At 71.1% G+C, this 16,079-nt stretch carries 14 protein-coding genes; 5 read left to right on the forward strand and 9 right to left on the reverse strand.

The genetic code is table 11. The annotated features are described in order from the left end of the window. Positions 1 to 141 precede the first annotated feature (141 nt). A complete protein-coding gene (locus ABZ382_RS28400; RefSeq protein WP_357094972.1) occupies positions 142 to 867 on the forward strand; it encodes a lysophospholipid acyltransferase family protein in 726 nt (241 codons plus the stop codon). A gap of 75 nt (positions 868 to 942) precedes the next feature. On the opposite strand, the gene ABZ382_RS28405 is transcribed toward ABZ382_RS28400, so the two are convergent. Continuing rightward, entirely contained in the window at positions 943 to 1,440 is a 498-nt protein-coding gene (locus ABZ382_RS28405) for a polyadenylate-specific 3'-exoribonuclease AS (RefSeq protein WP_357094975.1), read from the reverse strand. Between the two features lie 152 nt (positions 1,441 to 1,592). Here ABZ382_RS28405 and ABZ382_RS28410 point away from each other — a divergent pair, with 152 nt between their 5' ends. Next, positions 1,593 to 2,981 (forward strand): class II 3-deoxy-7-phosphoheptulonate synthase, encoded by a 1,389-nt coding sequence (locus tag ABZ382_RS28410; RefSeq protein ID WP_357094978.1) that lies wholly within the window; start codon positions 1,593 to 1,595, stop codon positions 2,979 to 2,981. 89 nt (positions 2,982 to 3,070) lie between these two features. On the opposite strand, the gene pknB is transcribed toward ABZ382_RS28410, so the two are convergent. Continuing rightward, positions 3,071 to 5,098, reverse strand: a complete 2,028-nt coding sequence (gene pknB / locus ABZ382_RS28415; protein WP_357094981.1) for a Stk1 family PASTA domain-containing Ser/Thr kinase — start codon at positions 5,096 to 5,098, stop codon at positions 3,071 to 3,073. A gap of 108 nt (positions 5,099 to 5,206) precedes the next feature. On the opposite strand from pknB, the gene ABZ382_RS28420 reads away from it, so the two are divergent. Next, entirely contained in the window at positions 5,207 to 5,575 is a 369-nt protein-coding gene (locus ABZ382_RS28420; RefSeq protein WP_357094984.1) for an Rv2175c family DNA-binding protein, read from the forward strand. A gap of 22 nt (positions 5,576 to 5,597) precedes the next feature. Here ABZ382_RS28420 and ABZ382_RS28425 read toward each other — a convergent pair whose 3' ends face one another. The 4 genes from ABZ382_RS28425 to ABZ382_RS28440 all read right to left on the reverse strand — a co-directional run bounded on the left by ABZ382_RS28425 (position 5,598) and on the right by ABZ382_RS28440 (position 10,961). Next, the gene (locus tag ABZ382_RS28425) at positions 5,598 to 6,515 is read right to left on the reverse strand and encodes a phytoene/squalene synthase family protein (RefSeq protein WP_357094988.1); all 918 of its coding nucleotides are present in this window, start codon (positions 6,513 to 6,515) and stop codon (positions 5,598 to 5,600) included. Continuing rightward, positions 6,515 to 8,197 (reverse strand): alpha-(1->6)-mannopyranosyltransferase A, encoded by a 1,683-nt coding sequence (locus ABZ382_RS28430; RefSeq protein WP_357094991.1) that lies wholly within the window; start codon positions 8,195 to 8,197, stop codon positions 6,515 to 6,517. Before ABZ382_RS28430 ends, ABZ382_RS28425 begins: the two co-directional genes overlap by 1 nt. Before the next feature lie 63 nt (positions 8,198 to 8,260). Further along, positions 8,261 to 9,874: a phytoene desaturase family protein gene (crtI, locus tag ABZ382_RS28435; RefSeq protein WP_357094993.1), complete on the reverse strand. Its 1,614-nt coding sequence runs from the start codon at positions 9,872 to 9,874 to the stop codon at positions 8,261 to 8,263. A 40-nt stretch (positions 9,875 to 9,914) separates the two neighbouring features. Beyond that, the gene (locus ABZ382_RS28440; protein ID WP_357094996.1) at positions 9,915 to 10,961 is read right to left on the reverse strand and encodes a polyprenyl synthetase family protein; all 1,047 of its coding nucleotides are present in this window, start codon (positions 10,959 to 10,961) and stop codon (positions 9,915 to 9,917) included. A gap of 322 nt (positions 10,962 to 11,283) precedes the next feature. Here ABZ382_RS28440 and ABZ382_RS28445 point away from each other — a divergent pair, with 322 nt between their 5' ends. Together ABZ382_RS28445 and ABZ382_RS28450 are read left to right on the forward strand one after the other, a co-directional pair. Further along, the gene (locus ABZ382_RS28445) at positions 11,284 to 12,282 is read left to right on the forward strand and encodes a methylenetetrahydrofolate reductase (protein WP_357094999.1); all 999 of its coding nucleotides are present in this window, start codon (positions 11,284 to 11,286) and stop codon (positions 12,280 to 12,282) included. Between the two features lie 113 nt (positions 12,283 to 12,395). Continuing rightward, entirely contained in the window at positions 12,396 to 13,238 is an 843-nt protein-coding gene (locus ABZ382_RS28450; protein WP_357095002.1) for a hypothetical protein, read from the forward strand. Positions 13,239 to 13,245: 7 nt separating this feature from the next. On the opposite strand, the gene ABZ382_RS28455 is transcribed toward ABZ382_RS28450, so the two are convergent. Genes ABZ382_RS28455 through ABZ382_RS28465 form a run of 3 tightly spaced genes read right to left on the reverse strand, consistent with a single transcriptional unit; the run spans position 13,246 to position 15,994 of the window. Beyond that, positions 13,246 to 14,388, reverse strand: a complete 1,143-nt coding sequence (locus ABZ382_RS28455) for a glycosyltransferase (RefSeq protein ID WP_357095006.1) — start codon at positions 14,386 to 14,388, stop codon at positions 13,246 to 13,248. Positions 14,389 to 14,398: 10 nt separating this feature from the next. Continuing rightward, positions 14,399 to 15,148, reverse strand: a complete 750-nt coding sequence (locus ABZ382_RS28460) for a DUF3153 domain-containing protein (protein WP_357095008.1) — start codon at positions 15,146 to 15,148, stop codon at positions 14,399 to 14,401. A gap of 21 nt (positions 15,149 to 15,169) precedes the next feature. After that, the gene (locus ABZ382_RS28465) at positions 15,170 to 15,994 is read right to left on the reverse strand and encodes a carotenoid biosynthesis protein (RefSeq protein WP_357095012.1); all 825 of its coding nucleotides are present in this window, start codon (positions 15,992 to 15,994) and stop codon (positions 15,170 to 15,172) included. Positions 15,995 to 16,079: the final 85 nt, after the last annotated feature.

Below are 16,079 nucleotides of genomic sequence, written 5' to 3' on the forward strand. Positions count from 1 at the left end.
GCATGGGACTTTGGTCCCGGGATCAGAGAAACGGGTCACCACGGTTGGTTGCCGAGTTGTCTCAGCGGTAGGGTAGGCAAGCGAGTGGTGGTGCCCGCAATGAGGCCGGTCCCGGGTATCGAAAACAGGGGAAAGGACGCGATGTTCTACTGGCTGCTGAAGTTCGTCTTGGTGGGGCCGCTGATGCATCTCATCAACCGGCCCGAGGTCGAGGGCGTCGAGAACATTCCGCCGAAGGGTGCGGCCATTCTGGCCGGCAACCATCTGTCGTTCACCGACTGGTTGTTCACCCCGCTGATGAGTCCTCGCCGGATCACCTACCTGGCCAAGGCCGAATACTTCACCACCCCCGGTCTCAAGGGTCGGCTGCAGAAGTTCTTCTTCTCCGGCACCGGCCAGTACCCCATCGATCGTTCCGGTGCGGACGCCGCCGAGTCGGCGCTCAACACCGCGCGCAAGCTGCTCGGTGAGGGCCGCCTGGTCGGCCTGTACCCCGAGGGCACTCGTTCGCCCGACGGCCGCCTCTACAAGGGCAAGACCGGTGTGGCACGCCTCGCCCTGGAGACCGGAGTGCCGGTGATCCCGGTCGCCCTGATCGGCACCGACGAGGTGTGCCCGCCCGGTCCGTTCCGCTGGCGGCCGCGCAAGGTGACCGTGAAGTTCGGTGCGCCCATCGACTTCTCGCGCTACGAGGGCATGGGCGGCAACCGCTTCGTCGAGCGCGCCGTCACCGACGAGATCATGTACGAGCTGATGCGGATGGGCGACCAGGAGTACGTGGACGTCTACGCCGCGAGCCTGAAGAAGGGCGTGCCCTCGGGCAGCCGCCCCGACGCCGACCGCGTCCCGGAGACCCTGGCGAGCTAGTCCCCGTCGGATGGAACCGGAAAGGCCCCGGGAGACCAAGTCTCCCGGGGCCTTTCGCATGCCCGGTGTCGCGGCTCAGACCGCTCTGATTCGCCGGTGGGCTTCGATGGCCTCGAATTTGGCCAGGTTGTGGCGGGCGTCGGCCAGCGCGTCGTGCGCGTCCTTCGGCACCGGCGGCAGCGGCGGCCGGCCGTGCTGGTCCCAGTGCTGGCGCAGCTCGTTGGTGTAGCGGGGCAGCGCGTTGGGCAGGTCCACCATGGAACCCCACAACTGGCACAGCGCGACGTGGTCGTAGGCGCCGACCCAGGCCCACAGCTCAGGTTCCACGCCGGCGCGCGGGACCAGGAACTTGTAGAGGTCGTCGCGGATGCGCTGGCGGGAACGCCACAGCGGCGAGGATGGCGCCGGTAGCTTCGGCAGCACATTGCGGCGGACGAACGGCCCGGCCTTCTCGGGGTCGAATTCGGTGGAGACCGCGTAGAACTCGCGTCCGTCCTCACAGACCACCGCGATGGAGACGAGGTCGATGACAGTGCCGTCCTCGATGAATTCCGAATCGTAAAAGTACCGCAATGAGATGGGTCTCTCCTCAGCTCGGGTCCGGGATGCTTCCGGGCAATCCGGTCCCAGCCTAAGCGGCCGCGCCACGCGGCTCGAGCGCGGTGTGAGCAAATCAAGCCCTGGGGGTAGTCCGGTTCATCCAGAGCAATCCGTATTCTGAACACGTGAACTGGACCGTCGACGTACCGATCGATCGCCTGCCGGAACTTCCTCCGCTGCCTGACGAGCTTCGTCGGCGTCTCGACGAGGCGCTCGCCCGACCCGCCCTACAGCAGCCGTCCTGGGATCCCGAGCAGGCCGAGAAGATGCGCACCGTCCTCGAGAGCGTGCCGCCGATCTGCGTGCCCGCCGAGGTCGAGGAACTGCGCCTACGCTTAGCCGAGGTAGCGCGCGGCGAGGCCTTCCTCATGCAGGGTGGTGACTGCGCGGAGACCTTCGCCGACAACACCGAACCCCACATCCGCGGCAATATCCGCACCCTGCTGCAAATGGCGGTGGTGCTCACCTACGGCGCGAGCCTGCCCGTGGTGAAGGTGGCCCGCATCGCGGGCCAGTACGCCAAACCCCGTTCCGCCGACGTCGATTCGCTGGGCCTCAAGTCCTACCGCGGCGACATGGTGAACTCGCTGGTCGCCGACGCCGGGCTGCGCGAGCACGACCCGTCGCGCCTGGTCCGCGCCTACGCCAACGCCTCCGCGGCGATGAACCTGGTGCGTTCGCTGACCTCGGCCGGCATGGCCGATCTGCACAAGGTGCACGACTGGAACCGCGAGTTCGTGGCGCAGTCCCCGGCCGGGGCCCGCTACGAGCAGATGGCCACCGAGATCGACCGCGCGCTGGCGTTCATGAAGGCCTGCCGGGTCAACGACCCGAACCTGTCCAGCGCCCGCCTCTACGCCAGCCACGAGGCGCTGGTGCTCGACTACGAGCGGGCCATGCTGCGCCTGAGCGAGCACCCCGTGACCGGCGAGCCGGTGCTCTACGACCTGTCGGCGCACTTCCTGTGGATCGGTGAGCGCACCCGGCAGCTCGACGGCGCGCACGTCGGGTTCGCCGAGCTGATCGCCAACCCGATCGGCCTCAAGATCGGCCCGAGCACCACGCCGCAGCAGGCCGTGGAGTACGTCGAGCGCCTGGACCCCAACAACGAGCCCGGCCGCCTGACCATCGTGGCCCGCATGGGCAACCAGAAGGTCCGCGACGTGCTGCCCCCGATCATCGAGAAGGTGCAGGCCACCGGCCACCAGGTGATCTGGCAGTGCGACCCCATGCACGGCAACACCCACGAGGCGTCCACCGGCTACAAGACCCGCCACTTCGACCGCATCGTCGACGAGGTGCAGGGCTTCTTCGAGGTGCACCACGCGCTGGGCACCCACCCGGGCGGCCTGCACATCGAGCTCACCGGTGAGAACGTCACCGAATGCCTCGGCGGCGCGCAGGACATCTCGGACCTCAACCTGGAGGAGCGCTACGAGACCGCGTGCGACCCCCGCCTGAACACCCAGCAGTCCCTCGAACTGGCCTTCCTGGTCGCGGAGATGCTGCGCTAGCAGACGGAGAGACACGAGAGGAGCCCGGACCGCGAAAGCGGTTCGGGCTCCTTCGTTTTCCGAGCTCTATGAGTGCTGCGCTACGGGGGTTACGGAATCGCGACGATCGTTACCGTGGAACCGGGTTCGACCGCGTCGCCGGGGGCGGTGCTCTGCGAGATGACGATCGAGCCGTCGTTGCTGGCCAGCTGCCGCACGGTGACCGAGAGCCCCATCTGCTGCAGTTTGCCGCGCGCGGTGCCGACATTGGCGCCCAGCAGGTTCGGCATGTCGAGGGCGCTGTTGAGGATCAGGACCACGCCGGAGCCGGATTCGGCACTGGTGCCCGCGGCCGGATCGGTGCCGATCACCTGGCCGGACTTGATCTTCGGGTCGAACTGCTCGCGGGTGGAGCCGACGGTGAGTCCAGCCTTCTGCAGGGCGATCTTGGCCTCCTCCTGCGTCTTGCCGCGCAGGTCCGGCACCTTGACCGGCAGGGATCCCTTGCTGCGGTAGACCTTCACCTGGCCGTTGGCCGGGAGGACGGTGCCGGGGGCCGGATCCACCTTGGCGAGTGAGCCTTTCGGCGCGGAGCTGCCCACCTCACCGGCGTCCACGGGGGTGAGCCCGGCGTCGCGGATGGCCTTGTTGACCGAGCTGACGTCCTGGCCGGCGCTCACATCGGGAACCTTCGGCTTGCCGCTGGACACCAACACCGCGACCAGGGAGCCCTTGGTGACGCGGGTGCCGGCGGGCGGGTCGGTGCCGACCACATTGCCGACCGGGATCATGTCGGAGGGCTTGTTGCGGGTCTCGGTCTCGAAGCCCGCGGCCTGCAGCGTGGAGACCGCGCGCTGGGTGTCCATGCCGGCGATGGTGGGCACCGGCGAATAGCGTCCGACGCCCAGCCACCAGCCGCCGATGCCCAGCAGCACCGCCAGCGCGACCACGATGCTGAGCCACACCACGACCCGGCGCCGCGACTTGCCGCGATCCTCGATCAGATCCGAGCCGGGGTGCTGGGTGCCCGGCGGCGGGGCGTAGTCGTTCTGCCGGTACTCGGCGGGGATCTCGCGCGCCGCGGTCATGACCCGGGTGTGCTGGGGCTGCTGCGGCGGCGCGAACACGGTCGGCGGGTCGGCCGGGAGCCGCGTGGTGGCATCGGCCTGGAACCGGGTGGTCTGGTCCGCCGCGCCCGGAATCGGCCGTGACGGGGGATGCACGGGGCCGCGCGGGGCGGGTGTGGGCCCGACCCGGTACTTGGCGCTGAGGTGCTCGGCGGATTCGGTCGGCGCGGGCACCCGATAGTCGGGCAGTTGCAGTTCGCGGGCGACGCGGCGCAGTTCGTCGGCCATCTCGGTGGCGTTGGAGAACCGGTGCATGGGTTCGCGGGCGGTGGCGTGGGCGACCAGCTCGTCGATCTCGGCGGGTACGCCGCCGATCAGGCGGCCGGGCGCGGGCACGTCCTTCTCGACCCGCTGCAGTGCGATCGAGAGCGAGTTGTCGCCGGTGAACGGGGTTCGGCCGGTGAGCATTTCGAAGATCAGGATGCCCGCGGAGTACACGTCGCTGCGGGCGTCGGCGCTGCCGCTGGTGACCTGTTCGGGGGAGAGATAGGCGGCGGTGCCGAGAATGACGCTGTCGGAGGTGATCTTGGCCTCGGCGACCGCGCGCACCAGACCGAAGTCGGCGATCTTCACCTCGCCGGAGTCGGAGATGAGCACGTTCTCCGGCTTGATGTCGCGGTGCACCAGCCCGGCCGCGTGGGCCACGCCGATGGCGTAGAGCACGGGTTCGGCGACGGCGCGCACCGCGTGCGGGGGCATGGGGCCGCGTTCGCGCAGCAGTTCGCGCAGGGTGCCGCCCTCGACCAGTTCCATGATGAGGAACGGGTGGTCACCGTCCACGCCCTGGTCGTAGACCGCTACCAGGGAAGGGTGTTTGAGCTTGGCCACCGCTCTCGCCTCGAGTTCGAAGCGGGTGAGGAATTGCGGGTCGGAGGCGAACTTCGGGTCCATCACCTTGATGGCGACCGGTCGGTCCAACCGGGTGTCCACCCCCCGGAACACCATGGACATACCGCCACGCGCGATCGGCGCGTCGATGCGGTAGCGCCCTTCCAGCATCTGGCCGATCAACTGCGACCCTTCCGATTTTCGTCAATGCCGCCCAGCGCGGCTCACCCGATGGTAGCCGCGTCGGGGTGTGTTGCGACTGTGGCGACGCGAGAGACTACCGTGGTCGGCGTGAGTGCCTTTCCTTGCAGCGAAGACGTCCTGCCGGATTCGGTGACCCTGATCCCGCTGCCCGACGTGGCCGAGCAGCTGGGCATGGTGGTGACCCGGGTCCATCAGATGCTGCGTGACCATCAGATCATCGCGGTCCGCAGGGACGGTATCGCCGGTGTCCCGAAGGAGTTCTTCGACTCCACCGGCGCCGTCGCCAAGCACCTGACCCCGCTGATCACGGTCATGCGTGACGGCAAGTACACCGACGAGGAAATCCTCGAGTGGATCTACACCGAGGACGAAACCCTGCCCGGCCGTCCCATCGACGCCATCCACGGGCCGCTGGCCCGCGAAGTGATCCGCCGCGCCGCCGCGGACCCCTTCTGACATAGCCCGACCGCGGACGCGGTCAGTTCCCGAGGGGACTGGCCGCGACGAATTCGCGTGCCGCGACCCGGAGCCGGCGGTGCCGGGGGACGACCGCGCGGCCGCTGAAGACCGCGTAGTCGGCGTGTTCGATCTCGTCGAGGATGCCGCCGTAGAGCGTGGCCGCCGTCCGGATGGCCGGGCGCACGCGCGGGGCCAGTAGTTCGATGCCCGGGGTGGCGCGACGGTAGACACCCCGGTTGACCGCGATCAGGTGCGCGAGCGCACGCCGCACCCGCGGCTCGGTGCGGCCGGATTCGCGGCAGTGGAACAGCAATTCGTCGTCCACGCCGAAGGCCGCCAGTTCGTCGGCGGGCAGGTACACCCGGCCGCGGCCCAGGTCCTCGCCGACATCGCGCAGGAAGTTGGTGAGCTGGAAGGCTTCCCCGAGCGCGGCCGCGGCCGGTTCGGCCTCGGCGACCGGGACGACGGTGCCCAGCACCGGCAGCAGCTGCAGCCCGATGGCGGCCGCCGAGCCGCGCATGTAGTCCTCGAGCTCGCCCATGGTGGGGTATCGGTCGCGGTATTGGGGCGCGCCCGGAATGTCCATGCGCATGGAGTCGAGGAACACCCAGAAGTGTTCGGCGGCAATCGAGTACCGGCGGATGGTGTCGGAGACCGCGAGCAGCACCCGCTGTTCGTGGCTGTCGCCGGGTCCGGTGGGCGCGTCGGCCAGCCGGGCCCGCAGTTCGTGTTCGATCCGGTCGAGCCGGGCCGCGGATTCGGCGGCGCGGCTGGGCGCGTCGCTCGCGTCGACGATGTCGTCGACCAGGCGGGCGAAGGCGTACAGCGCGTGCACGGCCGGTCTTCGCTCGGGCTCCAGCAGCCGGGTCGCGAGGAAGTAGGTGCGTCCGTGGGCGGCGGCGATGCGGCGGCAGTCGCGGTAGGCGCGGTCCAGCATCACGCGGGGCTGGGCGCGGGCGCGCCGCCGAGCTGATCGGAATGCGGGCGTCCGGCGCGCAGTTTCAGTGGATCCACCTTGCACAGCGAGACCGCCGCCACCACGGCGGCGACGATCGCGAGGGTGCCGTGCACGTAGTCGGACACGGGCGCGCCGTCGGGCTGGAAGATCAGCATGAGCCAGGTGCACAGCCCGACCAGGACCTGCAATGTCCGGGTGGAGAGCGCGAAGCCCGCGGCCAGGGCCAGCGGCCACGAGTAGTACCAGGGCAGCGCGGCGGGGGACAGGGTCACGATGGCCACGAACGCGACCAGAATGCCGAGCACGGCCTCCTTCTCGCTGTTCTTGAACCGCCACCAGGCCCACACCAGGATGGCGACCATGGCGATCGCGCACAGCATGCGCGTCCACGGCAGCACCGTGTCCATCGGCAGCGGCGTCACCCAGGTGACGACGTGGGCCATGATGGTCGGCAGCGAGAGCCAGTTGATGATCTTCTTCGAGCCCGACAGCGCGGTGAGCCAGCCGATCTGGTGATCGCGCAGCCCGGTGGCGAAGGTGGCGACGGCGAACACGGCCGCGAACACCGCCACGCCGAGCGCGCCGATCTTGGCGAAGGTGCGCAGCGGATGCGGCAGTTCGCCCTCGTGCTGGGCGGCGCGGCGTTCGCGTTCGTGAATCATCCAGATCCACACCAGGAATGGCAGCGCCACGCCCGCGGTGGCCTTCACCGCCACGCCGATGGCGACCACCACGATGCCCGCGGCGTGATGGTGTTCGAGCACCAGCGCGATGCCCGCGGCCATCAGGCCGACCATGAGCATCTCGTTGTGCACGCCGCCGATGAGGTGGACGAGCACCAGCGGGTTGAGCACGGCCAGCCACAGCGCGGTGGTCGGTTTGCCGCCCAGGTGCTTGGTCAGGTGCGGGACCGCCCACACCATGAGCGCCAGCCCGGGCAGCATGACCAGCCGCAGCGCGATCGTTCCGGCCACCACGTTGTCGCCGGTGATGGTGGTGATGGCGCGTCCGATGAGCAGGAAGACCGGCCCGTAGGGCGCGGTGGTGGTGGTCCAGACCGGGCTGACATTGTCGAGCAGGACCGCGGCGTTGGCCTTCAACTCCACCGGCCCGTACAGGTACGGGTTGATGTTGTCGCGCAGCATCGCGCCCTGCGCCAGATAGGAGTAGGCGTCGCGGCTGAACATGGGGACCGCGAACAGCAGCGGGAAGGTCCAGACGCCGACGATGCCGCGCAGTTCGTTGAGGGTGACCGAGGCGCCGGGCTGACCGCCGATCACGATGCGGCCCAGCCGGACCCACGCGGTGATCATCGCGATCACGCCGAGCCACACGAACATCGACGACAGCACCAGGCCGTGCCCGAACCGCAGCCATGACAGGTGCATGGCCTCGAGCAGCGGGTCGCTGCGTCGCACGCCGCCCGCGCCGAAGCCGCCGAAGGTGATCAGCAGGGCGCCGAAGAAGCCGAGTGTCGCCGCGTGTCCCTCGGGGGTGCGGGCGAAGTCGGCGGCGTGGCGGACCCGGGTCTGCCAGCTCGTCCGGGCGCTCGGAGACGGAGCCTCCGGGTCGGCGGCGTCCGGGGTGCTCGGGGCGCCGGCGGGGCGGGTGGCGACAGCGCCGGTGTCGGGGGTGGCTGCGTCCATATCGGGGGTCGGCATAGGCGGTCGTTCCCCCCGGAAAGGTCAGCGGCGGCAGCCGCGTTGGTTCAGGACGCGGTCAGTCTAGTGCGTGTGCGCGGACGCCACCGCCCCGGTGTCGGCGGATCCGATACCGGCATGTCGTACGTCACCCGTGATGCGTGCCGCCGCCAGTCTGCCCGAAAGCAGCACGGTCGGCACGCCGACGCCGGGCACGGTGCCCGAGCCTGCGAGAACGACATTCGCGCGACCGGCCACCAGGTTCCGGGTCCGGAACGGACCGGTCTGCCGGAACAGGTGCGCGGCCGAGAACGGGGTGCCCGCGAGCATGCCCTTGGCCCGCCAGGTGCGCGGGGTGTCGAGGTGGTCGACCCGGAAGTACCGCGAAATGCCTTGGTAGCCGCGCGCTTCCAGCACCTGGAGCAGTTCGCGCAGGTAGTGCGGGCCGAGCTCGTCCCAGGCCAGCGGCGCGGCATCCAGATTCGGGCAGGGGGCGAGCAGCGAGAGCGGTTCGTAGCGGACCGTGTCGCGCAGGTGGCCCGCGGCGTCGATGTGCTGTTCGGGGCGGTCGATGTAGAGGGCCGGATCGGTGAGGGCGGGCCGGGTGAGCAGCAGCGACGGGTCGCTCATCAGCGCGCCGCGGCCGCGCCGGGCGGCGATCTCGGCGAAGGTCCGGTCCCATTCCGCGCCGAAGTCGATGGTGTGATGCGCCTGCACCGGCCAGGCGGCCGCCACCTCCGCCGGAATGGTGCCGTGCGCGACCACCGCGGACGGGGAGGCCCGCAGTCCGCGGCGATGCCGCAGCCCGAACCGGGTCAGCGACCCGATGTCGGCGGTCACCACCAGGGCGTCGCAGTCGACGACGCGGCCGTCGGCGGTGTGCACGGCGGTGGCGCGGCGGCCCGTGTAGTCGACGCCGATCACCTCGGCGTTCAGTTCGAGGGTCCCGCCGGCGGCGGTGAACGCGCGGCCCAGCGCCGCGGCGATGGCCCGCATGCCGCCCTCGGGGTAGGTGACGCCCAGGCAGGTGTCCATGTACGGGATCGCGCCGTACACGCCGAGCGCCTTCTTCGGAGCCATGCCCGCGAACAGCGCCTGGAAGCTGAACAGCCGGGCGACTTCCGGATCCCGGATCACGCGACCGACCTTGGGGCCGAGCCGCCCGAACGCGCCGAGCCGTACCAGCCGCGCCAGTGCGGTCCGCTTCTCCGGAATTCGCACCATGTCCAGCGGCGACTCGAAGTTGGTGTCCATGAACTGCCGGAACTCGGCCTCGTACACGCCTTTCAGCCAGCCGCGCAGCCGCCGGTAACGGCGGGCCGTGGCGGGGCCGCGCACCCGCGCGACCTCGTCGGCCATGCGCTCCTCGTCGGAGTAGACGCCGATCTGGGTGCCGTCGGCGAAGCGCGCCCGGTAGGCCGGCGCCATGTCGAGGATCGTCAGGCCGACCGACTCCCGGGTGTGCCCGACCACGCCGAGCGCCTCGTCGATGAGTTCGGGCAGGGTGAGAATCGTTGCCCCGGAGTCGATCTCGTAGTCCGGTCCGCTGTAGGACCCGACCCGTCCGCCGGGGCGGTCGTCGCGTTCGAGCACGGTCACCTGCCGTCCGGCCGCCAGCAGGTGCAGCGCCGCGGCCAGCCCGGACAGTCCCGCGCCGACCACGACCACCCGATCGGTCGGTCCCGCAACCGTTTTCATGCCACCCTCCTGCGGCCTGTGCTGCCTGTCGGATCCGGCGTCAGTAGTGCCGTGCGGTGGCCGACAGCGCCATGCCGCGCAGCTGCCGGGCCGCGTCCGGTGTCACGGTGCTGGCGTCCAGCGCGGTCAGGGCCTGCTCGGTGAGCGAGGCGATGCGCTGCTCGACGGCGTCGACCGCGCCGAGGTCGGTGAGGGCCGTGCGCAATTCGGCGACCTGCTCGGCGCTGAGGTCGGTGCCGAGGCTGGTGCGGATGAGCGCGGCGGTGGCGGGCGCGGTGGCGTCGGCGCGTTGCAGGGCCTCGGCGATGAGCACGGTGTGCTTGCCCTCGCGCAGGTCGTCGCCGGACGGCTTGCCGGTGACCGCCGGATCGCCGAACACGCCGAGCAGGTCGTCGCGCAGCTGGAAGGCGATGCCGATGTCGGTGCCGAATTCGCGGTAGGCGGCGATCACGTCGGGGGAGGCCCCGGCCAGTGCCGCGCCCATGTGCAGCGGGCGCTCGATGGTGTAGGCGGCGGTCTTGAACCGGTTGATCCGCAGCGCGGCCTCCACCGACTCGTCGCCCGCGGACTCGCCGTGGATGTCGAGCAGCTGCCCGCCCAGCACCTCGGTGCGCATGGCCGCCCAGACCGGGGCGAAGCGGGCGGCGGCGTCGGCGGGCAGCCCGGCGTCGCGGGTCATGTCGTCGGCCCAGGCCAGGGCCAGGTCGCCGATGAGGACGGCGACGCTCACGCCGTAGTGGTCGGCGTCACCGGTCCAGTGCTGATCCTGGTGCCGCTGTTCGTAATCCACGTGCACGGTCGGGAAGCCGCGCCGGGTGCGCGAGGAGTCGATGATGTCGTCGTGGATGAGCGCGCACGCCTGCACCAGTTCCAATGCCGAGCAGGCGGTGAGCACCGCGTCGGCGTCCGGGTCCTCGGGGCTGCGGCCCGCGCCCAGCCAGCCGGTCCAGGCGAAGGCGGGGCGGGTGCGCTTGCCGCCGCGAATGACGAAGTCCTCCAGGGCGGCGGCCGCGTCCACGAAGACCGGGCCGAGGGGTTCGACGATCGGTTCGCGGGTGCGGAAGAAGGCGGTGAGACGGTCCTCCACGGCGGCGACGAGTGATCCCGCGCCGACCGGGTGGCGGGTCGGGGTACCGGGTCCGGCGGACAGGGGAGCCTCCTTGGTGAGTGCGCGGCGCGGCGCGAACGCGATTCCCCCGGTGATCGGTCCCGGTGTGCGTGCGACGATGGCGAACGCCCCCGATGACCGGCCCGATCGCGCGGGCCTCAGGTCCGCGCGCGGGGTTCGCCCCGACTCTACCGACCACCGGGTCGCGGCCGGGAATCGGTCGGGCCCGGTCCGGTCCCACCTGCTGGGATAGGCACAGGTCGGGGTCCGGGGCCCGGCTGCGGGCCCGTAAAATACTGGCGTGAGTTTCGACAATGTACGGGGATATTCGACCCCTGGCCGAGTTTCCCGCACGCCTCATGTGTCCGGAACTCGCTCCGTGGTGCAGCAGCTGGGCCCACGCCCGGACGGGTCGGTTCCGTTCTCGGTCGAGTTCAATCCGCCACGTGACGCCGCCGGCGAGGCCCGCCTGTGGCGGGCCGCCCGCGAGTTCGAGCGGCTGCATCCGGCGTTCGTGTCCATGACCTACGGCGCGGGCGGCTCCACCCGCGACCGCACCATCCGGGTCACCGGCGAGCTGGCGCGCGAGACCACCTTGCTGACCGTCGCCCACCTGACCGCGGTGGACCACTCGGTCGCCGAACTGCGCTCCATCGTCGGCGCGTACGCCGACTCGGGCATCCGCAATCTGCTGGTGCTGCGCGGCGATCCGCCGGGCGACGTGCTCGGCGAGTGGCTCAAGCACCCCGAGGGCGTCGAGTACGCCGAGGAACTGGTCCGCATCGTGCGCGACCTGGGCGACTTCCACGTGGGTGTCGCCTCGTTCCCGCAGGGTCACCCGCGTTCCACCGACCTCGACGACGACACCCGCTTCCTGGTGTCGAAACTGCGCGCGGGCGCGGAGTATTCGATCACCCAGATGTTCTTCGACGTGGATCACTATCTGCGCCTGCGGGATCGGGCCATCGCGGCCGATCCGATCGAGGGTGCGAAGCCGATCATTCCCGAGCTCATGCCGGTCACCTCGCTGCGCACGGTCGAGCGCGCGGAGGAGCTGTCGGGCCGTCCGCTCCCGGCGAAGGTGATCGAGCGGCTGCGCAAGGCCGCGGGCACCGGGCCGGAGGAGGATCGCGCGGCGGTCCGGGCCGAGGGCATCCAGATCGCCACGGAGATGGCGCAACGCCTGATCTCCGAGGGCGCGCCCTGCCTGCATTTCATCACCCTGAATTTCGCCAAGGCCACCAGCGAAGTGCTGGCGAATCTGGGCTATTCGGTCTCGGCCGCTCCGGCCAACGCCTGAACGGACCGGTTCACACCGCGAATCGGCTCCGGCATGCCGGAGTAAATCACCGGAATGCACTGGTCAGCGGAGTACCGTCCCCTCACGACTCGTGACCTCGAGGGGAGCCCTTCATGTCCGTGTTCCACCACTTCGTCCGGGTGGCCGGCGCTGTCAGCGCCTGCGCCGTGCTCGCCGCCGCCGGACCGGCAACCCTGGCGGGACCCGCCGCCGCTGCCCCGGCACCAGCCGACACCGGCGCCGCCGCGCTGAGTCCGGAGGCCGCCGCCGCGCTGGCCGCCATCACCGCGGTGAACGAGACCACCGGCCGCGCCGACGCCACCGCCCGTCCCGACGCCGCGGCGCGCCCCGACACCACCGGCCGGTCCGATGCCGCCGGTCCGTCGGCCGCTCCGACGGACTGGCTGTCGGCCTACGGTCAGGCTGTCGAAGGACTCCAGACCTTGGGCATCAAGCCCTTCCTGTACCCGACCGCCGCGCCGTTCTGTCTCGGCGGCACCACCCTGGGCCTGGCCCCCGCCATGGCGGGCAGCATCCCGGGCCCGTGGCCGCACTACGCGATCTCCATTCCCGGCCTGGATCTTTCGGCTGTCAAGGGGGGCCAGGCCATGTTCGCCTTCGTGCCCTACGGCATCGCCCCCGACGGCGCGGACACCTCCGGCATGCAGGTCGCCTGGTTCAACACCACCACCGGCCGCGGCGGCCTGGTGCCGATGGGCCCGCTGAACCAGGTGCTCAGTGCCATGATCCCGCCGCAGGTCCCGAACGAGTTGCGGCCCATGGTCGAACAGGCCGTGCACGACTACTTCACCGCGGCCCTGCCGGTCGGCGGCGTCCGCGCGGTGCCGGTGAACACCGGGTCGGGCACGGTGCTGGCGGCCATGTTCGGCACGGTCCGCAATGGCGACACCACCTGCTTCTTCCTGCCGACCATCGGGATGACGCCGGTTCCCTGATCGGGACTCAGCCGACGGTCCGGCCCTTCCAGCGCAGCGCGCGAGTGCGGTGCGCGCGGTGGGACCGGGCCGACAGGGCCAGGTAGGCGGCGACCGAGAACGGGTGTGCCAGTGCCGCAACGGCATCCGTGGCGGCGACCGGCCCGCCGTTCTCGGTGGCGCGGGCCAGCAGGCGGGCGGTGACGGCGGCGGCATAACCGAGCAGCCCCATCCGGCGGACCCGTCCGCGCCCGCACACCGCCGCGATGGGCGGCGCCCAGAAGGCCAGCGCCGCAATCGAACCGATCGCGAGACTGCCCGCGGGCCCGCCGTAGGCCGACCACAGCCAGCGGGTGTAGCCCTCGTTCACCTCGGCCGCGTCCCGGTACATCCGGGTCTCGGCCAGCGGCCCGGCCGCGACCAGTGCGGTGGACCGCCCCGCGCGCCGCAGCTCGCGGGCGATGGCCAGATCCTCGGTGACGCTGTCCGCGACCGCGGCGTGCCCGCCGACGGCCCGGTAGGCGGCGGCGTCGAAGACCAGGAACTGCCCGCACGCCACGGCCATCGACGGCCGCCGGGTCCGATTCGCCACGGCGACCGGCAGCGTCGAGGCCCACGACCAGCACAGCAGCGGCTGGACGAGGCGTTCGGCGGGGGAGACCGCGAGCTGGCGGGGCCACGGGCAGAGCAGATCGGTTCGGGCCGACCGCAGTTCCCGGACCGCGGCCGACAGCGCGCCGGGCGCGAGCCGCACGTCGGCGTCGAGGAAGACCAGTACGCCGTCGGCGGTGTCGGCGAGTGCGGCCAGCCGGGCGCAGGCCGCGGTCTTGCCGGTCCAGCCGGGCGCCGGATCGGTGTCGTTGCGGGAGAGCAGGAATCGATGGTCGCCGCGGATGGCCGCGCGCGCCGCCGCGAAGGTGTCGTCGGTCGAGCAGTCGTCGAGGACCAGGACCCGCAGGCGCGGCAGATCGGGCTGGGCGCGCAGATCCGCGATGAGCGCGGGCAGCCGGTCGGCCTCGTCGCGGGCCGGGATGCAGACGGTGACCGGTTCGATGACGGTGGGCCCGCCACGCCGCAGCCGGGGGACGGTGAGGCGATTGGCGAGGGCCACCGATGCGCCGAAGGCGGCGACGGCGCTCGCGGCCGTCACCGCCTTCGGGGCGAATGTCATGGGGTCGGTGCTAACGCGTGTTGGTGCGGTCCGGGCGCAGCCAGCGCGCGGCGCGCACGTAGGCCGGCGGATCGGGGTTGCGGGTCATGTACGCCAGTACCGCGACCACGGCCGCCACCGCGAGGGTGATGCCGCCGACGATGCCCGCCCATCCGGCGAAGGACCGCGTGTTCGGGTCGGCGTAGCCGACTTCGGCGCGCAGCGTGCTGACATCGCCGGGCGGCAGCTTCCAGGTGACCACCGAGTCGCCCTCGCGGGTGCCGTTGGTGGTGGCGACGCGCGCCGGGAAGGCGACGGTCAGCTGCACGTCGGAGCCCTGCGGCGGCAGCGACTTCAGGTCCACCCGGCCGGTGAGGGTGACCAGGTCGCCGGTGCGGGCGAAGAGCAGGTTGAACATGCCGGAGGTCTGGTCGGACAGGCCGCCGAGCTGCTGCACCTCACCGAAGGTGAGGTCGTCGAAGTACACCTGGCTGCCGACGTAGCCGTCCTGGGCGTAGGAGTCCACCCGCACCTTGCCGGACAGGCCGTCGGGGGTCTTGAGCTGCGGGCCCTTGTCCTTCTCGTGCTGTGGCACGGCCGCGGCGACGATGCGCCCGGACACCCGGTCGTTGGAGGACACGCCCATCGATACCTGCACCCGCAGGCATCCGGTCAACAGGACCGCCAGCCCCGCGAACAGGACCACGGCCACGGTCCGTACCCATCGCCGCGATCGTCGCCGGGGTGGGGCGGATTCGAGTGTTCCCTCTGCTGTCGACATGTTCGGACTCGGCTGCACGGCTCACATCGTGCCATGCGTCCCGGGCCACAGCGTGATTCGACGGGCCCTCAGCCCCCGAACCAGCGGAATCCCCAGCACCCCGAGCCCGCAGAACCCGTACACCGCCGACACCGGCAGCCCCAGGAACACCGCGTGCGCCAGCGTCGACCCCAGCCACGTCCACCCGAACACGGCCACCGGAACCACCCGCGCCGCACCCGAACCCGCGGCCGTCCGATCCCACCACTCCAGCAGTCCCGCCATCACCGCGGCCACCGCGAACCAGCCGGCGTAGTTGCTGACCGGAATCTCGCCCAGCCCCGGCAGCCCGGGAATTGACGACCGCCACGTCCACTGCCCATCGGCCACCATCTGCGGATCCAGGAACAGATCCCATCCGACCGCCCCCGCTGCGGTCAGCGAAACCCGCCCGGCCACCCCCGTCGTCAGCATCCCGGCCACCACCCACACCGGATACAACCCGCCCGTCCAGGCCAGAGGCACCACCACCGGCACCCCCAGTACCTCAGGCCCCAACCGCCCACTCGCGTAGTCGTAACCACCGAACGGAATCCCGGAAGCCGTCCCCACCACCTCGGCCACCAACCCCACCCCGGAGACGATCGCCAGCACCCCGGCCGCCCACCGCACCCCGCGCGTGACCGCCGCGTGTGTCAAAGCCGCACCGGCGGAGAGCAATACGACCGCCACCGTCACCCGATCCCGCCCGACCCCGTGCGCCAGCGGATACGAGATCTGCACCAGCACCAGCAACACCGCGGGCACCGCCGAGACAGCCACGGCCCGCCGCTCGGCCGAGGTCCCCGGCCACCCGGTCACGGTCATCCGACGGCCTGCCACACGTCGCGCAGCAGACCAGGCGCGGTCGCCATCACCGTGGGCAGTCCGGCTTCGCTCCGGCGGGGCGGTG

Source organism: Nocardia sp. NPDC005825, from assembly GCF_040630175.1.
GTDB lineage: Bacteria > Actinomycetota > Actinomycetes > Mycobacteriales > Mycobacteriaceae > Nocardia.